This is a genomic window from Streptomyces sp. NPDC056373, from assembly GCF_042262425.1.
Lineage (GTDB): Bacteria > Actinomycetota > Actinomycetes > Streptomycetales > Streptomycetaceae > Streptomyces.
On the sequence record NZ_JBHJPX010000004.1, the window covers coordinates 189,751 to 208,707 of the forward strand.

Below are 18,957 nucleotides of genomic sequence, written 5' to 3' on the forward strand. Positions count from 1 at the left end.
TAAGAAATCGGCAGGACGTTTCCGGATCCGGCTGGTTAGCGTACGGACTTATGAGTGCTGTACGTCGCGCCCTGCCCGAGGACGCCGAGGAAGTCCTGCGGCTGCGCCAAATCATGATCGACTCGGTGTTCGCCTCCGACCCCTCCATCACCTGGCACGGGGAGTCGCTCCCCACCCTGAGGGCCAAACTGGCCGATCCGGAAGGGGATTTCACGGCGTTCGTCGTCGACCACCCGGAGCGGCCGGGGGCGCTGGCCTGCCTGGTGGCCGGGACGATCGACTACCGCATCGGCAAGGCGGGCGATCCGCAGGGCATGGTGGGCTTCGTGTTCAGCGTCGCCACCGACCCGGACGCCCGGCGCCGCGGGTACGCCCGGGCCTGCATGAACACACTGCTGGAGTGGTTCCGCGAGCGCGGCGCCCGGCGCGTGCAGCTCACCGCCTCGCCGGAGGCCGAGCCGCTGTACATCTCCCTCGGTTTCCGCCCCAAGCCCGACCCTTTGCTGGAGCTCGCGCTCTGAGCGCATAGGCTCGAACGCATGTCGCTGAAGAGCCTCGCCCTGATCGAGAACTGGCCGGTTCCCACCGCCGCGGCGGGTGCCGTACGAGCGGACGGCACCGTCCTCGGCCTCCACGGACCGGCCGGGCAGCGGTTTCCGCTCGCCTCGGTGACCAAGCCGCTGGCGGCCTACGCGGTGCTCGTCGCGTACGAGGAGGGCGCGATCGAGTTCGACGAGCCGGCGGGGCCCGCCGGCTCGACGGTCCGGCACCTGCTCGCGCACACCTCGGGCCTCGCCTTCGACGAGCACAAGGTCACCGCCCCGCCCGGGGAGCGGCGGCTGTACTCCAACGCCGGCTTCGAGCAGTTGGGCGACCACGTCGAGAAGGCCACCGACATCCCGTTCGGGGAGTACCTCCGGCAGGCCGTGCTGGAGCCGCTGGGCATGAACTCGACGACCCTGGAGGGCTCCCCGGCCAAGGACGGGGTGTCGACGGCCGAGGACCTGCTGCGGTTCGCCGCCGAGGTGCAGGCACCGCGGCTGCTGGATCCGCGTACGGTCGCCGAGGCGATGACCGTGCACTACCCCGGCACCAAGGGCGTCCTGCCGGGGTACGGCCACCAGAACCCCAACGACTGGGGGCTCGGGTTCGAGATCCGCGACTCCAAGTCGCCGCACTGGACGGGCTCCTCGTCCTCGCCGCGCACCTTCGGGCATTTCGGGCAGTCCGGTACGTTCCTGTGGGTCGACCCGGACGCGGGAGCGGCCTGCGTCGCCCTGACGGACCGGGCGTTCGGGCCGTGGGCGATCGAGGCGTGGCCGGCGTTCACCGACGCGGTGCTGGCAGAGCTCTAGAACGGGCTCGGACGCTCAGCCCATCTCCCAGATCAGCAGTTCCGCGTCGGTCACGCCCTCGGCCTCCAGGCCCTTGGCGTCCGTGATCCGGGCGGCGTCTCCGGCGCCCAGTTCCTCGCCGTCCAGCCGGACGTCACCGCGCACGACGTGCACGTACGCGTACGGCCCGTCCGGCACCGCCGTCCGCTCCCCCGCCCCCAGGCGCCGCACGTGCAGCATCGCGCCGGCCTCCGGGACGGCGTAGGGCGTCGAGTCGGCGATGCCGTGGACGACCTCGTAGGAGGGGTCGCCGCCGGGGCTGAGGGGGGCCAGCCACATCTGGACGAAAGTCAGGGGCTCCGGGCCGTCGTTGCGCTCCACGTGCCGCACGCCGCCGGCCGAGCTGAGCCGCTGCACGTCCCCGTGGCGTACGACCGACTCGCGCCCGGTGGAGTCCCGGTGGGTCAGCTCGCCCTCCACCACCCAGGTCACGATCTCGGTGTGGCTGTGCGGGTGCTCGTCGAAGCCCGCCCCGGGCGCCAGCCGCTCCTCGTTGCACGCGAGCACCGCGCCGAAACGGAGGTTGTCCGGGTCGTAGTGGGGCCCGAAGGAGAAGGCGTGCCACGTCTCGATCCCTGCGGTCGCGTCCCCTCCGGGGTAGCGCTCGCCCGCGCGCCGTACGTCCATCACGTGGTCCACCGTAGACCCCGGCGGCCCACCTTCCCGTCCGGATAAGGCAGTCTTGTCCCCGTGCCCGAACCCGAAACCAGCAAGAACGAAGCCGCAGCCCACGACCCCCATGCCCATGCCGCGACGCTGAAGCGGCTGGAGAAGTCGTCCGGATCGCTCGCCGCGCAGGCCATCGCGCGGATGGACGAGACGCTGCCGTGGTACCGGGCCATGCCCCCGGAGAACCGTTCCTGGATCGGTCTGGTCGCGCAGGCGGGCATCGCCGCGTTCACCGAGTGGTTCCGGCATCCGGACGCCCCGCAGGCCATCTCCACCGACGTGTTCGGCACCGCGCCGCGCGAGCTGACCCGGGCGATCACCCTGCGCCAGACCGTGGAGATGGTGCGCACCACCATCGAGGTCATGGAGAGCGCGATCGACGAGGTCGCGGCCCCGGGCGACGAACGGGTGCTGCGCGAGGCGCTGCTCGTCTACGCCCGCGAGATCGCCTTCGCCACGGCCCAGGTGTACGCGCAGGCCGCCGAGGCGCGCGGCGCCTGGGACGCCCGGCTGGAGTCCCTGGTGGTGAACGCCGTGCTCAGCGGCGAGGCCGACGAGGGAGCCGTGTCCCGGGCCGCCGCGCTCGGCTGGAACTCGCCCGAGCACGTGTGCGTGGTGCTCGGCACGGCACCCGACGGCGACTCCGAACTGACCGTGGAGGCGATCCGCCGGGCCGCCCGGCACGCCAAGCTCCAGGTGCTCACCGGGGTGCTCGGCGACCGGCTGGTCGTCATCGCCGGCGGCAGCGACAATCCGCTGGCCGTCGCCAAGTCGCTCATCGGCCCCTTCGCGGCCGGGCCGGTCGTGGCGGGCCCGGTGGTGCCGGACCTGCTGGCCGCGACCCGGTCCGCGCAGGCCGCCGCGGCCGGGCTGAAGGCGTGTTCCGCCTGGCAGGACGCTCCGCGCCCGGTCCTCGCGGACGATCTGCTCCCGGAGCGGGCGATGGCCGGGGACCCCTCGGCCCGCGAGCAACTGGTGGAGGAGATCTACAGACCGCTGGAGGAGGCCGGGGCCGCGCTCCTGGAGACCCTCAGCGTCTATCTCGAACAGGCGAGCAGCCTCGAGGGCGCCGCCCGGATGCTGTTCGTCCATCCCAACACCGTCCGCTACCGGCTTCGACGTGTGACTGACGTCACCGGCTGGTCACCCTCCGATGTACGCTCTGCGTTCACCCTGCGGATCGCGCTGATCCTGGGGCGTCTGGTCGATGGAGATCCTCAGCCCTAAGGTTTTGTGGAGGGTCGACAAAACCCCTCCGTGTTCTTCGTCCCTGTCCCCACGGGCGGTTGTGCCCGTCACCAAGAGAGAGTGTGAGAGTGCTCGTACTCGTCGCTCCCGGCCAGGGCGCTCAGACGCCCGGCTTCCTGACTGAATGGCTCGACCTCCCCGGTGTTCGCGGTGCCCTCGAGGCCTGGTCCGACGCCGCGGGGCTCGACCTGATCCGTTACGGCACCGAGGCCGACGCGGAGGAGATCCGCGACACCGCGGTGGCGCAGCCGCTGCTGGTCGCGGCCGGACTCGCGTCCGCGAACCTGCTGTTCGACGACCCGGCGGAGCTGGCGCAGAAGGTCGGCGCGATCGCCGGTCACAGCGTCGGCGAGATCACCGCGGCGTCGCTCGCCGGGGTGCTCCCGCACGAGGAGGCGCTGCGCCTGGTCCGCACCCGCGGGCTCGGTATGGCGGAGGCCGCCGCGGTCACGGAGACCGGCATGGCGGCGCTGCTGGGCGGCGACCCCGCCGTGACGGTTCCGCACCTGGAGAAGCTGGGTCTGACCCCGGCGAACATCAACGGCGCGGGCCAGATCGTCGCGGCCGGCACCAAGGAGCAGCTCGCCGCGCTGGAGGCGGACAAGCCCGAGGGCGTGCGCAAGGTCGTCGCCCTGAAGGTCGCCGGCGCGTTCCACACGCACCACATGGCCCCCGCGGTCGACACGCTGGCCAAGGCCGCCGAGGCCCTGGCGCCCGGCGACCCGAAGGTCACCTACGTCTCCAACAAGGACGGCCGGGCCGTCGCCGCCGGCGGCGAGGTGCTGGACCGCCTGGTCGGCCAGGTCGCCAACCCGGTCCGCTGGGACCTGTGCATGGAGACCTTCAAGGAGCTCGGTGTCACGGCCCTGGTCGAGCTGTGCCCCGGTGGCACCCTCACGGGCCTCGCCAAGCGGGCCCTGCCCGGGGTGAAGACGCTGGCCCTGAAGTCCCCCGCCGACCTCGACGCGGCTCGCGAGCTCATCGCCGAGCACGCCTGACCGCCGCCCCCAAGGAGCCGACCGCATGGCGAAGATCAAGCCCAGCAAGGGCGCCCCGTACGCGCGCATCCTCGGCGTCGGCGGCTACCGCCCGACCCGGGTCGTGCCGAACGAGGTGATCCTCGAGACGATCGACTCGTCCGACGAGTGGATCCGCTCGCGCTCCGGCATCGAGACCCGGCACTGGGCGAACGACGAGGAGACGGTCGCCGCGATGTCGATCGAGGCGTCCGGCAAGGCGATCGCCGACGCCGGGATCTCCGCCGAGCAGATCGGCGGAGTGATCGTCTCGACCGTCTCGCACTTCAAGCAGACCCCGGCCGTCGCCACCGAGATCGCCGACAAGCTGGGCACCGCCAAGGCCGCCGCCTTCGACATCTCGGCGGGCTGCGCGGGCTTCGGCTACGGCCTCACCCTCGCCAAGGGCATGATCGTCGAGGGCTCGGCCGAGTACGTCCTGGTCATCGGCGTGGAGCGGCTGAGCGACCTGACCGACCTGGAGGACCGGGCGACGGCCTTCCTGTTCGGCGACGGCGCCGGCGCGGTCGTGGTCGGCCCGGCCCAGGAGCCCGCCATCGGCCCCACCGTGTGGGGCTCCGAGGGCGACAAGTCCGAGACCATCAAGCAGACCGTGCCGTGGACGGACTACCGTTCCGGCGAGGTCGCCAAGTTCCCCGCCATCACGCAGGAGGGCCAGGCGGTGTTCCGCTGGGCCGTGTTCGAGATGGCGAAGGTCGCCAAGGAGGCGCTGGACGCCGCCGGCATCTCCGCGGAGGACCTGGACGTCTTCATTCCGCACCAGGCCAACGAGCGGATCATCGACTCGATGGTGAAGACTCTCAAGCTGCCGGAGTCCGTCACGGTCGCACGTGACGTACGCACCACCGGCAACACCTCGGCCGCCTCGATTCCGCTCGCGATGGAGCGGCTTCTGGCGACCGGCGAGGCGAAGAGCGGCGACACCGCGCTCGTCATCGGCTTCGGGGCGGGTCTCGTCTACGCCGCGACTGTCGTTACCCTCCCCTAGGCACTCCGTGCCGGATCATGCGGTCCGGCACGGGAGGAAACACCTGCCACACCCTCTGGATATCTACGAAGGAGCGCCAACATGGCCGCCACTCAGGAAGAGATCGTCGCCGGTCTCGCCGAGATCGTGAACGAGATCGCCGGCATCCCGGTTGAGGACGTCCAGCTGGACAAGTCCTTCACCGACGACCTGGACGTCGACTCGCTGTCCATGGTCGAGGTCGTCGTCGCCGCCGAAGAGCGCTTCGACGTCAAGATCCCCGACGAGGACGTCAAGAACCTCAAGACCGTCGGCGACGCGACCGACTACATCCTCAAGCACCAGGGCTGATCAGCCGATCTGGCCCTACGGGCTGACTGCCCCGCCACCCGGCGGTGGCGCCGCTTAATCCTCGGATCCGTTGGAGAAAGAATTCCCGTGAGCCCGACCAATCGCACCGTGGTCGTCACCGGTATCGGCGCAACCACACCGCTGGGTGGCGACGCAGCCTCTACCTGGGAGGGCCTGATCGCCGGCAAGTCCGGCGTCAAGCCCCTGGAGCAGGACTGGGCGGCCGACCAGGCCGTCAAGATCGCGGCCCCGGTCGCCGTGGAGCCGACCGAGGTCATTCCGCGGCCGCAGGCCCGCCGACTGGACCGCTCGGCGCAGTTCGCGCTGGTCGCGGCCAAGGAGGCCTGGGCCGACGCCGGTTTCGAGGCGAAGGCCGGCGAGGACCCGGCCATCGACCCCGACCGGCTGGGCGCGGTCATCGCCTCCGGTATCGGCGGCGTGACGACGCTGCTCGACCAGTACGACGTGCTGAAGGAGAAGGGCGTCCGCCGCGTCTCCCCGCACACCGTGCCCATGCTGATGCCCAACAGCCCGTCGGCCAACGTGGGTCTGGCCGTGGGTGCCCGGGCGGGCGTGCACACGCCGGTCTCCGCCTGTGCCTCGGGCGCCGAGGCCATCGGCTACGCCATCGAGATGATCCGCACCGGCCGCGCCGACGTCGTCGTCGCGGGTGGCACGGAGGCGGCGATCCACCCGCTGCCCATCGCCGCGTTCGGCAACATGATGGCGATGTCCAAGAACAACGACGACCCGCAGGGCGCGTCGCGTCCCTACGACACCGCCCGCGACGGCTTCGTCCTCGGTGAGGGCGCCGGTGTCGTGGTCCTGGAGTCCGCCGAGCACGCCGCGAAGCGCGGGGCCCGGGTGTACGCCGAGGCGGTCGGGCAGGGCATCTCCGCCGACGCGCACGACATCGTGCAGCCGGAGCCGGAGGGCCGGGGCATCTCGCACGCCCTGCAGAACCTGATGGACCGCAACGACCTGGACCCGGCGGAGATCGTGCACGTCAACGCGCACGCGACGTCCACGCCGGCCGGGGACATCGCCGAGCTGAAGGCGCTGCGGAAGGTGTTCGGCGACGACGCCGACCACTTCGCGGTGTCCGCGACGAAGTCGATGACCGGGCATCTGCTGGGTGGTGCGGGTGGTGTGGAGACGGTCGCGACCGTGCTCGCGCTGTACCACCGGGTGGCGCCGCCGACGATCAACGTGGAGAACCTCGACCCCGAGGCCGAGGCGAACGCCGACGTCGTGCGGGGTGAGGCTCGGAAGCTGCCCGTCGAGGGGCGTATCGCCGCGTTGAACGACTCGTTCGGGTTCGGTGGGCACAACGTGGTGCTGGCGTTCCGGACGGTTTGATCCCGAGCGTTGTATGGCCCGAACTCCCTGGGGGGGGTTCGGGCCATCGCCGTTTGTGTGACGTTGTGTGCCGGGTGCGGGTCCGTGGGGGTTGTTCGCGCAGTTCCCCGCGCCCCTAGGGGCGCGTCCCCTCGCGGCGTTTACACCACCTGGTGCAACCAGCGGACCGGGGCGCCTTCGCCGGCGTATCTGAACGGCTCCAGTTCGTCGTCCCAGGGCTTGCCCAGGAGTTTGCCGATCTCGGCTTCCAGGTCGGTCTCGCCGCGCCGGCTGCGGTGCAGCGCCGCGCGCAGGCGGTCCTCGGGGATGAGGATGTCGCCGTGGATGCCGGTGACGGCGTGGTAGATGCCCAGGTCGGGGGTGCAGCTGTAGCGCTCGCCCTCGGCGGTTGCGCAGGGTTCGGCGGTGACCTCGAAGCGGAGGAGGTGCCAGCCGCGGAGCGCGGAAGCGAGTTTGGACGCCGCGCCGACCTGGCCCTGCCAGGAGAACTCCGAGCGCCAGGTGCCGGGGGCGGCCGGCTGGCGGATCCAGTCCAGGCTGACGCGTGTGCCGAGCACCCCGGCGACGGCCCACTCGACGTGCGGGCACAGCGCGCGCGGCGCGGAGTGCACGTACAGAACTCCACGTGTCGTCACCGGAACCTCCGGGCAGAGCGGGACATGGTGCAAACGGGTGGAACGGCTGTGACCGGGCGGGTCACGTTGATGGCGAGGCTACCGTGCGGGGGCGCAAGGAGTGTGACGTACGGTCGCTCCAGGTGCCGGGAAACGCCTGCCATTCACCCATGGGGACGCTTGTACGGGTGTGAGCCGTTGCACCTGATCGGCCGGGAACCCTCGTGCGTTGTTATGGGTTGGGGAGACATGCACGGCGTGGCGAGGGGATGGTCGAGGGATGCGGAAGCGAAGCCGTCGCGCACGGGGCGTTCTGGCCGTGGTCGCGGCGGCCGTGCTGGGTCTCACCGGGTGTGATGCCGTGGGGGGTGATTCCGCCGCCCCGTCCGGATCGGCGAAGCCGTCGCCGAAGCCCACGCCCCTGTGGGACCGCAGCCCGGGTTCCGTCGCCGCCGTCGGGGACTCCATCACGCGCGGGTTCGACGCGTGTGACGTGCTGTCGGACTGTCCGGACGCGTCCTGGGCGACCGGCGCCAGCCCCGAGGTCGACTCGCTCGCGGTGCGGCTGCTGGGCAGGTCGGGGGCCGCCCGGCGGAGCTGGAACTACGCCGTGACGGGGGCGCGGATGGCCGATCTGCCGGGGCAGATGGCGCGGGCGGTGCGGCGCGAACCGCAGCTGGTGACGGTGATGGTGGGCGCCAACGACGCCTGCCGGTCCACGCCCTCGGCGATGACTCCGGTCTCCGCCTTCCGTGCCGACTTCGAGGACTCCCTGCGCTCCCTGCGCAAAGCCCTGCCCAAGGCGCAGGTGTTCGTGGCGAGCGTGCCGAACCTGAAGCGGCTGTGGTCCGAGGGCCGTACCAGCCCGATGGGCAAGCAGGTGTGGAAGCTGGGCATCTGCCCTTCGATGCTGGGCGACGCGGACGCCCTGGACCCGGCGGCGACCCTGCGGCGGGACACCGTGCACAAGCGCGTGGAGGACTACAACAAGGTCCTGAAGGAGGTCTGCGCGGAGGACGAGCGGTGCCGCTACGACGGGGGCGCGGTGTACGACTACCGCTTCGGGACGGCCCAGTTGAGCCGCTGGGACTACTTCCACCCCAGTGTGAACGGACAGGCCCGGTTGGCGGAGATCGCGTACCGCACCGTGACCGCGAAGAAGCCCTGACCCGCACTCTGACTTAGAGTTCCGCACATGAACGAACTCTTCGGAACACTTTCCGACGGGACCCCGGTGCACCGCTGGACCCTGGAGCGGGCGGGCGTACGGGTGCGGGTCCTGTCGTACGGCGGGATCGTGCAGTCCGTGGAGGTGCCGGACCGGGAGGGCCGGGCCGGGGACGTGGTGCTGGGGTTCCCGGATCTCGACGGGTACCTCACCCATCCGGAGCCGTACCTCGGCGCCCTGGTCGGCAGGTACGCCAACCGGATCGCCGGCGGCCGCTTCACCCTGGACGGCCGCACGTACGCACTGGAACAGAACAACGGTCCGAATTCGCTGCACGGTGGCGTGCGGGGCTTCGACAAGCGGGTGTGGGACGCGGAGCCCGTCGCGCACGGGGTTCGGCTGACCCGGATCAGCGCGCACGGCGAGGAGGGGTTCCCGGGCCTGCTGGAGGTCTCGGCGACGTACACGCTCGACGGGTCCGGCGCGCTGCGGATCGCCTACGAGGCGGTGACGGACGCGCCGACGGTGGTGAACCTGACGAACCACAGCTACTTCAACCTGGCCGGTTCCGGTGACGCGGGCGGTCACGAGCTGCGGCTGGCCGCCTCCCGGTACACGCCGGTCGACGCGGATCTCATCCCCGACGGTGGCCCCGAGGAAGTGACCGGTACACGGTTCGACTTCCGCGAGACGCGCAAGACCGGCTCCGGCTACGACCACAACTTCGTGCTCGACAAGGGCGTGACGGACGGCCCGGTGGAGGTCGCCGAGCTGCACGATCCGGCGTCCGGGCGGGTGCTGACGGTGGCGACCACCGAGCCCGGTCTCCAGCTGTACACGGCCGACCACCTGGGCGAGCCCTTCGCGCCCTGCGACGGCATCGCGCTGGAGACCCAGCACTTCCCCGACTCGCCGAACCGGCCTGACTTCCCGACGACCGTGCTGCGGCCGGGCGAGGTGTTCCGCTCGGAGACGGTGTACGCGTTCACCACCCGCTGAGCGGCCCGTGACAGACCACGAGCCCCGGTCCGGAGGTCAGGTCCCGGACCGGGGCTGCCTGGTGGGGAACATGTCCCGGATCAGACGTTAATCGTCGCGGTGATCCTGCGGTCCGTGATCGAGCGTCCGACCTGGATCTCGTACGAACCCTTCACAAAAGACCACGAGCCGGTCGCCTCGTCCCAGATCTCGAAGGCGCGGCGCGGCAGTTCCACCGTGGCCTCGACGCTGTCGCCGGGTGCGGCCTCGACGCTCGCGAAACCGGCCAGCCAGCGTGCCGGGCGGGTGGGGTCGGGGGTGCCCGGGGCGAGGTAGAGCTGGACGACCTCTCGGCCCGGGCGGTCGCCGGTGTTGCGGAGGCGGATCTTCGCGGTGGTCGTCCCGTCGGTCTCCGCCGTCTTCGCCACCTCGACGTGCTCGTAGGTCCAGTCGGTGTAGCCGAGGCCGTGGCCGAAGGGGTAGGCGGGGCGGCGGCCGTGCTTCTCCCAGGCGCGGTAGCCGATGAAGACGCCTTCGTCGTAGGCCAGCTCGCCGTTCTCCGGGACGACCCGGGTGACCGGGGCGTCGGTGAGGGAGCCCCAGGTGGTGGGGAGGCGGCCGCCGGGCTCGTGGGCGCCGGTGAGGACGTCCGCGAGGGCCGCGCCGCCCTCCTGGCCGGGGAACCAGGACAGGAGCACGGCGGCGACGTCGTCGCGCCACGGCAGCTCCACCGGGGAGCCGGAGTTGACGACCACGACGGTGTTCGGGTTGGCGGCGGCGACGGCGCGGACCAGGTCGTCCTGGCGGCCGGGCAGGCGCAGGTCGGTGCGGTCGAAGCCCTCGGACTCGACGCGCTCGGTGGTGGCGACCACGACGACGGCCGTGTCGGCGGCCCGGGCTGCCGCGGCGGCCTCGGCGATCAGCTCGTCGGGATCGCGCTGCGGATCCTGGTGGGCGAGGGTGAAGCCGACGACCCGCATGGGGTGGTCGCCGAGCGGCGGGAGCGTGTAGGTGAGGGAGACCTCGACCGGTTCGCCCGCGGTGAGTTCCGGCCGGGCGCGGGGTACCGGCACGCCGAAGAAGGCCGCGAAGGGGTCGCCGTCCCCGGTGGGGCGCTGGACGTCGTCGAAGTACGTCGTGCCCGCGACGGTGAGCTTGAAGGGGCCGAGGCCCTTGATGCCGAAGGTGTGGGTGCCGCTCTCGTGCGGGGTGAGGGTGCCGGTCAGTTCGACGCTGTGCAGGTTCTCGTGGGTGACGCCCTCGGGGAGGTCCGCGCCCATCCACTGGAGGTGGCCGCTGGGGGCCGAGCGCGTGCCGATGACGTGGCCGGCCGCGTCCCGGCAGACGGCGCGCAGCTCGAAGCCCCGGTCGGCGACGGGGAGTTCGGTGTTGGGGTCGGCGCCGAGGGCGTGGGTGAGGGTGCCGTCGGGGAGGGCGGCGGTGAGTCCGTCGAGCGGGGAGACGACCCGGGCGGGGAAGACGGTGGCGGAGCCGCCGCCGAGGACGCGGGCGTCGCGGGCGGCGGCGCCGATCAGCGCGATGCGGCCGGGCTTCAGCGGCAGCACGCCCCTTGCGTTGCGGACGAGGACGAAGGAGCGGCGGGCGATCTCGCGGGCGAGCGCCTCGCCGTCGACGGTGCCGGGCAGGTCGGTGACGGCCGGTTCGGCGCCCTCCAGGATGCCGACCCGGGCGGCCAGGCGCAGCACGCGGCGGACGGCCTCGTCGACCAGTGCCTCGTCGGCCTCGCCGTCCCGGACGGCCCGGGCGAGGGCCTCGCCGTAGACGGTGCGGGGGCCGGGCATGGCGAGGTCGAGGCCGCCGGTGAGGGCGCCGGTGGTGGAGCGGGCGGCGGTCCAGTCGGAGACGTTGACGCCGTCGAAGCCCCACTCGCCGCGCAGGACCTCGTTGACCAGGTGGTGGTGCTCGGTCATGGTCGGGCCGTTGACGGAGTTGTAGGCGGTCATGATGCCCCAGGGGTGGGCGTTCTCGACGATCGCCTCGAAGGGGGCCAGGTACAGCTCGCGCAGGGCGCGTTCGCTCAGGAGGTTGTTCACGGTGAGGCGGTCGGTCTCGGCGTCGTTGGCGACGAAGTGCTTGACGGTGGTGCCGACGCCGCCGGACTGGACGCCGCGGACGTACGCGGCGCCGATCCGGCCGGTGAGGTACGGGTCCTCGCTGTAGGCCTCGAAGTGGCGGCCGCCGAGCGGGGAGCGGTGCAGGTTGACCGTGGGGGCGAGCAGGAGGTGGACGCCCTTGCGGCGGGCCTCCTGGGCCAGCAGCACCCCGGCCCGGTGGGCGAGGCCGGGGTCCCAGGTGGCGGCCAGGGCGGTCGGGGAGGGCAGGGCGACGGACGGGTCGTCGGCGCTCCAGTGCACTCCCCGGACCCCGATCGGCCCGTCGGACATGACCAGCGAGCCCAGTCCGGCCTCCGGGATGGCGGGCAGGCTCCACAGGTCCTGGCCGGCCAGGAGCCGTGTCCTGGCGTCCAGGTCGAGCTTGCCGAGTGCGGCCTCGACCGCTGCCTCGCGCCGTACCTCCGCTGTCCCCGCCACGCCGGCCTCCTCGTCGATGTCGATGTCGTCATCCTGCCTCGGCGGAATGCGAAGCACGCGTGAGGCGTCCCGTGACTTCCTGACGGCTGGGCGAGGGCAGCGGCTAGCGGGCCGGTACGGCGGCCACGACCTCCACCTCGATCAGGGCCTCGGGCCGGAAGAGCCGGGCCGCCTCGAAGGTCATGCTGGTCGGCGGGGTCCCGGTGAGGAACTCCCGCCGTACGGCACCGTATTGGTCCAGCTCGGAGATGTCGGTCAGGTACGTGCGGATGTTGACCACGTCGGCCAGGGTCGCGCCGTGGGCCTCCAGCAGCGCGGTGAGGGTCTCGAAGACGCCCCGGGTCTGCTCGGCGAGCGTGGCGCCCTCGGCGATCTGCCCGGACACGAACAACAGGGCGCTGCCGTCGGGGTGTTCGATGCGGGCGACCTGGGAGCAGTAAGGGCTCAGGGGCCGGGGCGCGGAGGCCGGGTTGTCCAGCGTGATCCGCATGCCGCCGACGCCAGGCGCCTGAGCACCGCCCATGGCGTGAACCCACCATGGCGTGGACCCCGCGCGTCACGCGATACTGCGGCCGTCCGGCACCGCCCCCCCACCGCGACGGAAGGCCTGAACACCCTTGATATCCCTACGCGTTCGCCTCGGCGTGCTCGGTCTCGCCCTGCTGAGCGGCTTCGCCACCCCGACGGCCGCGAGTGCCGCCCCGACGGCCGAAGGCGCCGCCCCGGCGGCCCTCTCTCCCACCGTCGAGGAGCAGCGGCTCGACCGGGCGGCACCCCAGGAGATCCTGCGCCGCTCCGGATTCGACGCCCCGGCCCCGCGGTTGGCCCGGGCCCTCGCATCGGCCCGCTCCTACGGGGAGGCCCGACGGGCGGTCACGCGCGAGGGCTCGTCGCTCTGGCGGCACGCGGTCGACCGGGCCCAGGGGCGTGGCCCTTCCGGCGGGGACCTCAGCCGGGACGACGACCGGCCGCTGTACTGGGCGCGGCTCGGCATGACGCGTGAAGTGCGCACGTGGCAGCCCGCGTTCGGCCTGACGGACGGGCAGCGGGCCGCGCTGCTGGACGAACTGGAGCGCACCTCGCGCGGCCAGGACGCCGTCCGGTATCCGCAGGGCAAGGGCCTGAAGCGGATCCTGCTCACCGGCTTCGACCCGTTCACCCTGGACCGGGACATCCGTATCTCCAACCCGTCCGGCGCCACCGCGCTGGCCCTCGACGGCACGGTGATCGAGACGGCGGACGGCCCGGCCCGGGTCGAGACGGCCGTGTTCCCGGTGCGCTGGCAGGACTTCACCGAGGGAACGGTGGAGCGGACCCTGCGGCCGCACCTGCAGAAGGTCGACCTGTTCACGACGGTGAGCCAGGGCCGGGTCGGCCGGTTCGACGTCGAGCGGACCAACGGGGCCTGGCGGGGTGGCTTCGGGGACAACGAGAACGTCGGCCGCACCGAGACCGTGCCGGTCTCCGACCCGGCCTCGCAGCCGCAGTGGACGACGACCACGCTGCCCCACGCGGCGATCACCGCCGCGCAGACCGGCCGTTTCCCGGTGTACGACAACACGAGCGTCACCGAGATCCCGGCCGGCGGCTCCGAGCCCGTCGTACGCCCCGACGGGCCGACGCCCGGCTCCACCGCTCGCGCGGGCGGCGGAGGCGACTACCTCTCCAACGAGATCGCCTACCGGGCGACCCTGCTGCGCGACCGGCTCGGGCTGCACGACACGCTGCCGGGCGGGCATGTGCACACGCCGGTGCTGCAGTTCGGCACCGGGAACACCACGGAGATCACCGACCCGGAGTTCGTGCGCAACCGGCTGGACATCATCGCCCAGGTGAGGACCATCCTGAAGGTGGCTGCGGAAGCGTCGTAGCGGTCCCGTCGCCCTCCTCGCCGCCTTCGTCGCCCTCGCGGATGTCCTCGCCGAGCAGGTCGCGTGCCATGAGGGTGGCGCCGGCCACGGCGCCCGGCATCAGGAACACCGCGACGAACGGCACCAGGAACGCCACGGCGAGCGGCGTGCCGAAGCCCCAGACCAGGGCCTTGCGGGAGCGCAGCAGGGTGAGGCGGGTGCGCAGTTCGACGCTGCGGCGCTGGAGGGCGACGGCGGTCAGTTCCTCGGTGAGGAAGAACCCGGTGACGAAGAACCCGATCACCGGGACGGCCGTCTGCCCGACCACGGGGATGAAGCCGCACGCGAACAGCAGCACCCCCCACAGGGCGGCCCGCACCACGATCCGCAGGCTGTCCCGGGCGGAGATCCACAGCTCACGCCAGAACGGCAGGCCCGACTCGGGGGCGTGCCCGTCCGGGGACACGTCCCGGTCGACCTTCTCGGAGAGGTTCTCGTAGAAGGGCTGCCCGATCAGCAGGGTCACCGCGGTGAAGGTCACGACGGAGAGGAGCAGTCCGAGGGCGAACAGCACGGCGGTCAGGAAGCCGCGGAAGAGCCCGAGCCACGGGCCGGACCAGTCGTCCGCGAAGGGCGTCGCCCAGCCCACGAGGTCCTCGCCCCACAGGGCCAGCGCGACGAGCGCCGCCGCGTAGAGAACGAGGGTGATCAGACCGGGGAGCAGCCCGAAGCCGTACTGCCTGCCGTGCCGGGCCACCCATCGCTGGCCCTTCAGGAGGTACCGGAAACCCGCTCCTAGATCGCGCATGGGGAAACCCTATCCGGGCCCGTGTCGCGCTCTTGACGCGCTCCGGTCACACCGCTGTCGCGGGTCGCCCTGGTCAGGCCGGATGCGCCGGTGAGAGCCATCCGGGTCGCGGGTGACACCAACGCGCTCTTGTTGCCGTTGAGTCGAACCGGTACACCTCGCCGTACCGATCTCAGGAAGCTCCAGGAGGAGGTACGCGTGCGCATCAAGAGAAGCGTTCCTGCGAGACCTGCACTGATCACCGCCCTGGCCCTCGCCGCGGCGGGTTCGCTCCTGCTCGCCCCCGGCCCCGCGGGCGCCGACCCGTTACCCGTCACCCGCGAGGGCTCCGCCGTGGACGACCGGGCGGCACAGGCTCCCGCGAGCGCGGCGCGACGCGCGTTGACCGCGGACGCGCCCACCGCCGCCCCCGCCCGCTCCTACCCCCGTCGTCTGGCCCTCTCCCCCGACCCGGAGAACCCCGGCGACAAGTCCCTGAGGCTGGGACTCACGCCGTACCACGCGATCGCGCCGAAGCTGAACGCCCTGCAGCGCCTCGGCGACCGGGTGAGCGTGGAGGTGACGGGCCGCTCGGCCGGCGGCCACCGCCTCTACCTCGTCACCGTCACCGCCCCGGAGACCACCCGGCAGGCACGCGCCCAGGAACGCATGCGCGAGCTGATCGAGAACGCGCCCGCCGCAGCGGCGGAGTCCCGTGAGATCAGACGCGATTACAAGACGCCGGTCTTCGTCAACAGCAACATCCACGGCAACGAGTGGGAGGGCACGGACGCCTCCCTGAAGGTCATCGAGCAGCTCGCCATCGCGCGGGACACCAGGACCAGGGATCTCCTCGCGCACAGCCGTCTGTACTTCAACATCACGGCGAACCCGGACGGCCGTATCGCCGGTACCCGCGCCAACGCGAACGGCTTCGACCTCAACCGCGACTTCGTCACCGCCTCGCAGCCCGAGACGCGGGCGATGCGGCGGATCGAGCTCGGCACGCAGCCGGCCGTCCTGCTGGACCTGCACGGCTACGTCAACGGCACCCTCATCGAGCCCACCACTCCCCCGCACGGCGAGAACTACGAGTACGACCTGTTCCTGAAGAACTCGTACGCCAACGCCCTCGGCATGGAGTCCGCCGTCGACGCCCTCGGCTACACGCCGGCGAAGGACGGCGTGGAGGCGGCCCAGATCCCCTTCCGCGACCAGAAGGAGGGCTGGGACGACTGGCCGCCGATCTTCACCCCGCAGTACGCGGCCTTCCACGGCACGGTGGCCGCCCACACGGTGGAGATCCCGCTGGCGGTCAACAACGAGGAGTACGACGAACTGCCCGTCCCCGAGCTGCGCCGCCGCTCGGCGATCAACACGGCCGTGGCGGGCGCGGCCGTCCGCGCGACCCTGAACCACGTGCGCGAGCACCGCGGCACCCTGATCCACGACCAGATCGAGGTGTTCCGGCGCGGCGCGGCGGGCGCCGCGCAGGTACCGGTGTCCCCGCAGACGGTCCCTGGCGTTCCCGGCATCGGCCCGGAGGACGTCTACACGACCACGTTCCCGCGCGCCTATGTCATCCCGCCGGGCGGCACCCGCACGCAGCGCTCGGGCCCCGCCGCCGCACGTCTGGTCGACCACCTCATCGCCAACGACGTCCGCGTCACCCGCGCCACCCGCCCCTTCCGGCTCGCGGGCCGGACGTACCCCCGGGGTTCGTACGTCGTCGACCTGCACCAGCCCAAGCGCGGCATGGCGAACGCGCTGCTGGCCGACGGCCGGGACATCAGCGGCAAGGTCTCGGTGATGTACGACATCTCCGGCTGGAGCCTGGGCAGTCTGTGGGGCGCCACGGTCGAGCGGGTGCCCTCGGGCAGCCTGCGGGGCGCGCCCCTGCGCCCGGTCGGCGAGGCCGCGCCGGTCGCGCACGTGCCCGCGCACGGCGACCTGCGGCTGCGCCTGACCGATCCGCGCGAGATCGCCGCCCTCAACTCGCTGCTCCGGCAGGGCGTTGCGGTGCGGCGGGCGGCGGACGGCAGCGCCGTCGTCCCCGCGTCGGCCCGCCGCGAGGCGCGCACGGCCGCCCGCACCCACGACGTCTCCTTCACGGTCGCACGGCAGTCCGGCACGGCACCGCTCCACCGCCTCCGCGTCGCCGCCGCCGTCACGCCGGGCGAGCTGTTCGCCCTGCGGGAGATGGGCTTCGACGTCACGCCGGTCTCGACTTCCGTCCTGAACGCGGGCTTCGACTGGTCGGGCGCGGACGTACTGTTCGTGTCCGCCGGCCTGGACCGCGCGGACCTCACCGAACCCGCCCGGCAGGCCCTGGACGCCTTCCTCGGCGGGCACGGCCTGGTCGGCCGGGGCGCAGCCGGAGCGGCCCTGAACGCGGCGGCGGGGCGGCTGGCGGTCAAGCCGGTGGAGGGCAACGCGGACGCGAACGGCGTGGTGCGGGTGCGCAATTCCGGCGGCATCACGCGGGACGCCCCGGCCCGCGGTTTCGTCTACGCCCCGCTCTGGTTCACCGACCCGGGCCCCGGTGTGCGCGTGGAGCAGTCGTACGCGACCGGGAACCCGCTCGTCTCCGGGCACTGGCGACCGCTGCCCGGCGGCTCCGGCGGTCCCGCCGCTGCCGCCGGGCAGGCGTCGGTCGTCAGCGGAGGTCAGACGGTCCTGTTCGGCACCGAACCACTCTTCCGGGACCACCCCAAGGGGGAATTCCCGCAGGTGGCAAGGGCATTGTTCACAGTGGCACACAGCGCTTCAGTCAAGGAGAGCGGATGACGCAGGAGATCCACGGCAGCGTGGCGGACGGCTTCGAGGCGGTGCGCGAGGAGTTCACCGCCTTCGTCGCCGGGGAGCGGGCCGACTACGAGGGACAGCTGTGCGCCTACGTCCGCGGCCGGAAGGTGGTCGACCTGTGGGCGGGGACCGACGCCGACGCCCTCTACGGTGTGTTCTCGTCCACCAAGGGCGCCGCCTACCTGGTCGTGGCCCTGCTCGTCCAGGACGGCACGCTCGAACTGGACCGCAAGGTGACGTACTACTGGCCGGAGTTCGCGGCCGAGGGCAAGGGCGCCCTGACGCTGCGGGACCTGCTGGCGCACCGGGCGGGCGTGGTCGGCACCGACACCGGCTTCACGCTCGCGGAGCTGGCCGACGACCGCCAGCTCGCGGAACGCCTCGCCGACCAGCGGCCGTTCTGGCGCCCCGGCACGGCGTTCGGTTATCACGCGCTGGTGGCCGGCGCCCTGGCCGGCGAGGTCGTACGCCGCGCGACGGGCCGCACGCTCCAGGAGGTCTACCAGGAGCGGATCAGGTCCCCCTACGGGCTGGACTTCCACCTGGGCCTGCCCGCGCCCGAGGAGCCGCGCTTCCGCACCGTCCAGCCGATGGACCCGACCCCCGAGCAGCAGGCCGTGCTGGACGCCACGCCGACGGGTCCGCACGCGCTGGCCTCGATCGCCTTCAACGGCAACGCGGCGGAGCCGACCGAGCTCGTCTCGCTTCCCGACATGCCGCTGATCCGGGCTAAGGGCCCGGCGTCGGTGGGCGGGGTGGCGTCCGCGCGGGGCCTGGCGGGGCTGTACGCGGCGGCGATCAGCGGGGTGGGCGAACAGCCGGCGCTGCTGAAGCCGGACACGGTGGCGGAGTTCGGTCAGTTCCACTCGACCGGCTACGACCTGGTGGCCCGGACCCACAAGTCGTTCGGGCTCGGCTTCCAGATGACGGCTGACACGTGGCACCCGTTCCTCGGTGCCGGGACGATCGGGCACAGCGGCGCGGGCGGCTCACAGGCCTTCGCGGACCCGTGGAGCGGCCTCGCCTACGGCTACACGCGCCGCCGGTTCGCCTTCCCGGGCGGGGCGGCCCCGGAGAACGGCCGGCTGGCGCGGGCGGTCCACGGGGCGGCGCTCGCCCTCTGAGCGGCACGGGCAAAGGCCGCACCCCACGTCCAGGGGTGCGGCCTCCGCGTACGC

Annotated in this window: 17 protein-coding genes; 12 read left to right on the forward strand and 5 right to left on the reverse strand. The window is 72.3% G+C overall.

Annotated features, from left to right (window positions below; genetic code table 11):
- Nucleotides 1-50: 50 nt before the first annotated feature.
- Together ACFCXS_RS10025 and ACFCXS_RS10030 are read left to right on the forward strand one after the other, a co-directional pair.
- The gene (locus ACFCXS_RS10025; protein ID WP_376642697.1) at nucleotides 51-521 is read left to right on the forward strand and encodes a GNAT family N-acetyltransferase; all 471 of its coding nucleotides are present in this window, start codon (nucleotides 51-53) and stop codon (nucleotides 519-521) included.
- 18 nt (nucleotides 522-539) lie between these two features.
- Nucleotides 540-1,355, forward strand: coding sequence for a serine hydrolase domain-containing protein (locus tag ACFCXS_RS10030; protein WP_376642699.1), 816 nt, complete (start codon nucleotides 540-542; stop codon nucleotides 1,353-1,355).
- 15 nt (nucleotides 1,356-1,370) lie between these two features.
- Here ACFCXS_RS10030 and ACFCXS_RS10035 read toward each other — a convergent pair whose 3' ends face one another.
- Nucleotides 1,371-2,024: a pirin family protein gene (locus ACFCXS_RS10035; RefSeq protein WP_376642701.1), complete on the reverse strand. Its 654-nt coding sequence runs from the start codon at nucleotides 2,022-2,024 to the stop codon at nucleotides 1,371-1,373.
- 60 nt (nucleotides 2,025-2,084) lie between these two features.
- Here ACFCXS_RS10035 and fasR point away from each other — a divergent pair, with 60 nt between their 5' ends.
- From fasR to fabF, 5 genes are all read left to right on the forward strand, one after another.
- Nucleotides 2,085-3,290, forward strand: coding sequence for a fatty acid biosynthesis transcriptional regulator FasR (gene fasR, locus ACFCXS_RS10040; RefSeq protein WP_376642703.1), 1,206 nt, complete (start codon nucleotides 2,085-2,087; stop codon nucleotides 3,288-3,290).
- An 89-nt stretch (nucleotides 3,291-3,379) separates the two neighbouring features.
- On the forward strand, nucleotides 3,380-4,309 hold the full coding sequence (locus tag ACFCXS_RS10045; RefSeq protein WP_361939187.1) for an ACP S-malonyltransferase: 930 nt from the start codon (nucleotides 3,380-3,382) through the stop codon (nucleotides 4,307-4,309).
- A 25-nt stretch (nucleotides 4,310-4,334) separates the two neighbouring features.
- Nucleotides 4,335-5,336, forward strand: a complete 1,002-nt coding sequence (locus tag ACFCXS_RS10050; RefSeq protein ID WP_344457744.1) for a ketoacyl-ACP synthase III — start codon at nucleotides 4,335-4,337, stop codon at nucleotides 5,334-5,336.
- An 81-nt stretch (nucleotides 5,337-5,417) separates the two neighbouring features.
- The gene (locus ACFCXS_RS10055) at nucleotides 5,418-5,666 is read left to right on the forward strand and encodes an acyl carrier protein (protein WP_003989952.1); all 249 of its coding nucleotides are present in this window, start codon (nucleotides 5,418-5,420) and stop codon (nucleotides 5,664-5,666) included.
- Nucleotides 5,667-5,753: 87 nt separating this feature from the next.
- Nucleotides 5,754-7,025, forward strand: coding sequence for a beta-ketoacyl-ACP synthase II (gene fabF / locus ACFCXS_RS10060; RefSeq protein WP_376642706.1), 1,272 nt, complete (start codon nucleotides 5,754-5,756; stop codon nucleotides 7,023-7,025).
- 140 nt (nucleotides 7,026-7,165) lie between these two features.
- Here the strand turns inward: fabF and ACFCXS_RS10065 are convergent, their stop codons facing one another.
- Nucleotides 7,166-7,660 (reverse strand): DUF3145 domain-containing protein, encoded by a 495-nt coding sequence (locus ACFCXS_RS10065; RefSeq protein ID WP_376642708.1) that lies wholly within the window; start codon nucleotides 7,658-7,660, stop codon nucleotides 7,166-7,168.
- A 259-nt stretch (nucleotides 7,661-7,919) separates the two neighbouring features.
- Here ACFCXS_RS10065 and ACFCXS_RS10070 point away from each other — a divergent pair, with 259 nt between their 5' ends.
- Both ACFCXS_RS10070 and ACFCXS_RS10075 read left to right on the forward strand, forming a co-directional pair.
- On the forward strand, nucleotides 7,920-8,807 hold the full coding sequence (locus tag ACFCXS_RS10070; protein ID WP_376642710.1) for an SGNH/GDSL hydrolase family protein: 888 nt from the start codon (nucleotides 7,920-7,922) through the stop codon (nucleotides 8,805-8,807).
- Between the two features lie 27 nt (nucleotides 8,808-8,834).
- Nucleotides 8,835-9,806, forward strand: coding sequence for an aldose epimerase family protein (locus ACFCXS_RS10075; RefSeq protein WP_376642713.1), 972 nt, complete (start codon nucleotides 8,835-8,837; stop codon nucleotides 9,804-9,806).
- Nucleotides 9,807-9,886: 80 nt separating this feature from the next.
- On the opposite strand, the gene ACFCXS_RS10080 is transcribed toward ACFCXS_RS10075, so the two are convergent.
- Both ACFCXS_RS10080 and ACFCXS_RS10085 read right to left on the reverse strand, forming a co-directional pair.
- Nucleotides 9,887-12,337: a glycoside hydrolase family 3 protein gene (locus ACFCXS_RS10080; protein WP_376643025.1), complete on the reverse strand. Its 2,451-nt coding sequence runs from the start codon at nucleotides 12,335-12,337 to the stop codon at nucleotides 9,887-9,889.
- 103 nt (nucleotides 12,338-12,440) lie between these two features.
- Entirely contained in the window at nucleotides 12,441-12,827 is a 387-nt protein-coding gene (locus ACFCXS_RS10085) for a RidA family protein (protein WP_376642715.1), read from the reverse strand.
- A gap of 127 nt (nucleotides 12,828-12,954) precedes the next feature.
- On the opposite strand from ACFCXS_RS10085, the gene ACFCXS_RS10090 reads away from it, so the two are divergent.
- Nucleotides 12,955-14,208, forward strand: a complete 1,254-nt coding sequence (locus ACFCXS_RS10090; RefSeq protein ID WP_376642717.1) for a pyroglutamyl peptidase — start codon at nucleotides 12,955-12,957, stop codon at nucleotides 14,206-14,208.
- Here the strand turns inward: ACFCXS_RS10090 and ACFCXS_RS10095 are convergent.
- Nucleotides 14,159-14,995, reverse strand: a complete 837-nt coding sequence (locus ACFCXS_RS10095; RefSeq protein ID WP_376642719.1) for an EI24 domain-containing protein — start codon at nucleotides 14,993-14,995, stop codon at nucleotides 14,159-14,161. The two genes, ACFCXS_RS10090 and ACFCXS_RS10095, sit on opposite strands and share 50 nt — an antisense overlap.
- 198 nt (nucleotides 14,996-15,193) lie before the next feature.
- Here ACFCXS_RS10095 and ACFCXS_RS10100 point away from each other — a divergent pair, with 198 nt between their 5' ends.
- Both ACFCXS_RS10100 and ACFCXS_RS10105 read left to right on the forward strand, forming a co-directional pair.
- Entirely contained in the window at nucleotides 15,194-17,761 is a 2,568-nt protein-coding gene (locus tag ACFCXS_RS10100) for a M14 family zinc carboxypeptidase (protein WP_376642721.1), read from the forward strand.
- Nucleotides 17,758-18,903, forward strand: a complete 1,146-nt coding sequence (locus ACFCXS_RS10105; protein WP_376642722.1) for a serine hydrolase domain-containing protein — start codon at nucleotides 17,758-17,760, stop codon at nucleotides 18,901-18,903. The genes ACFCXS_RS10100 and ACFCXS_RS10105 overlap by 4 nt, the downstream gene beginning before the upstream one ends.
- Nucleotides 18,904-18,957: the final 54 nt, after the last annotated feature.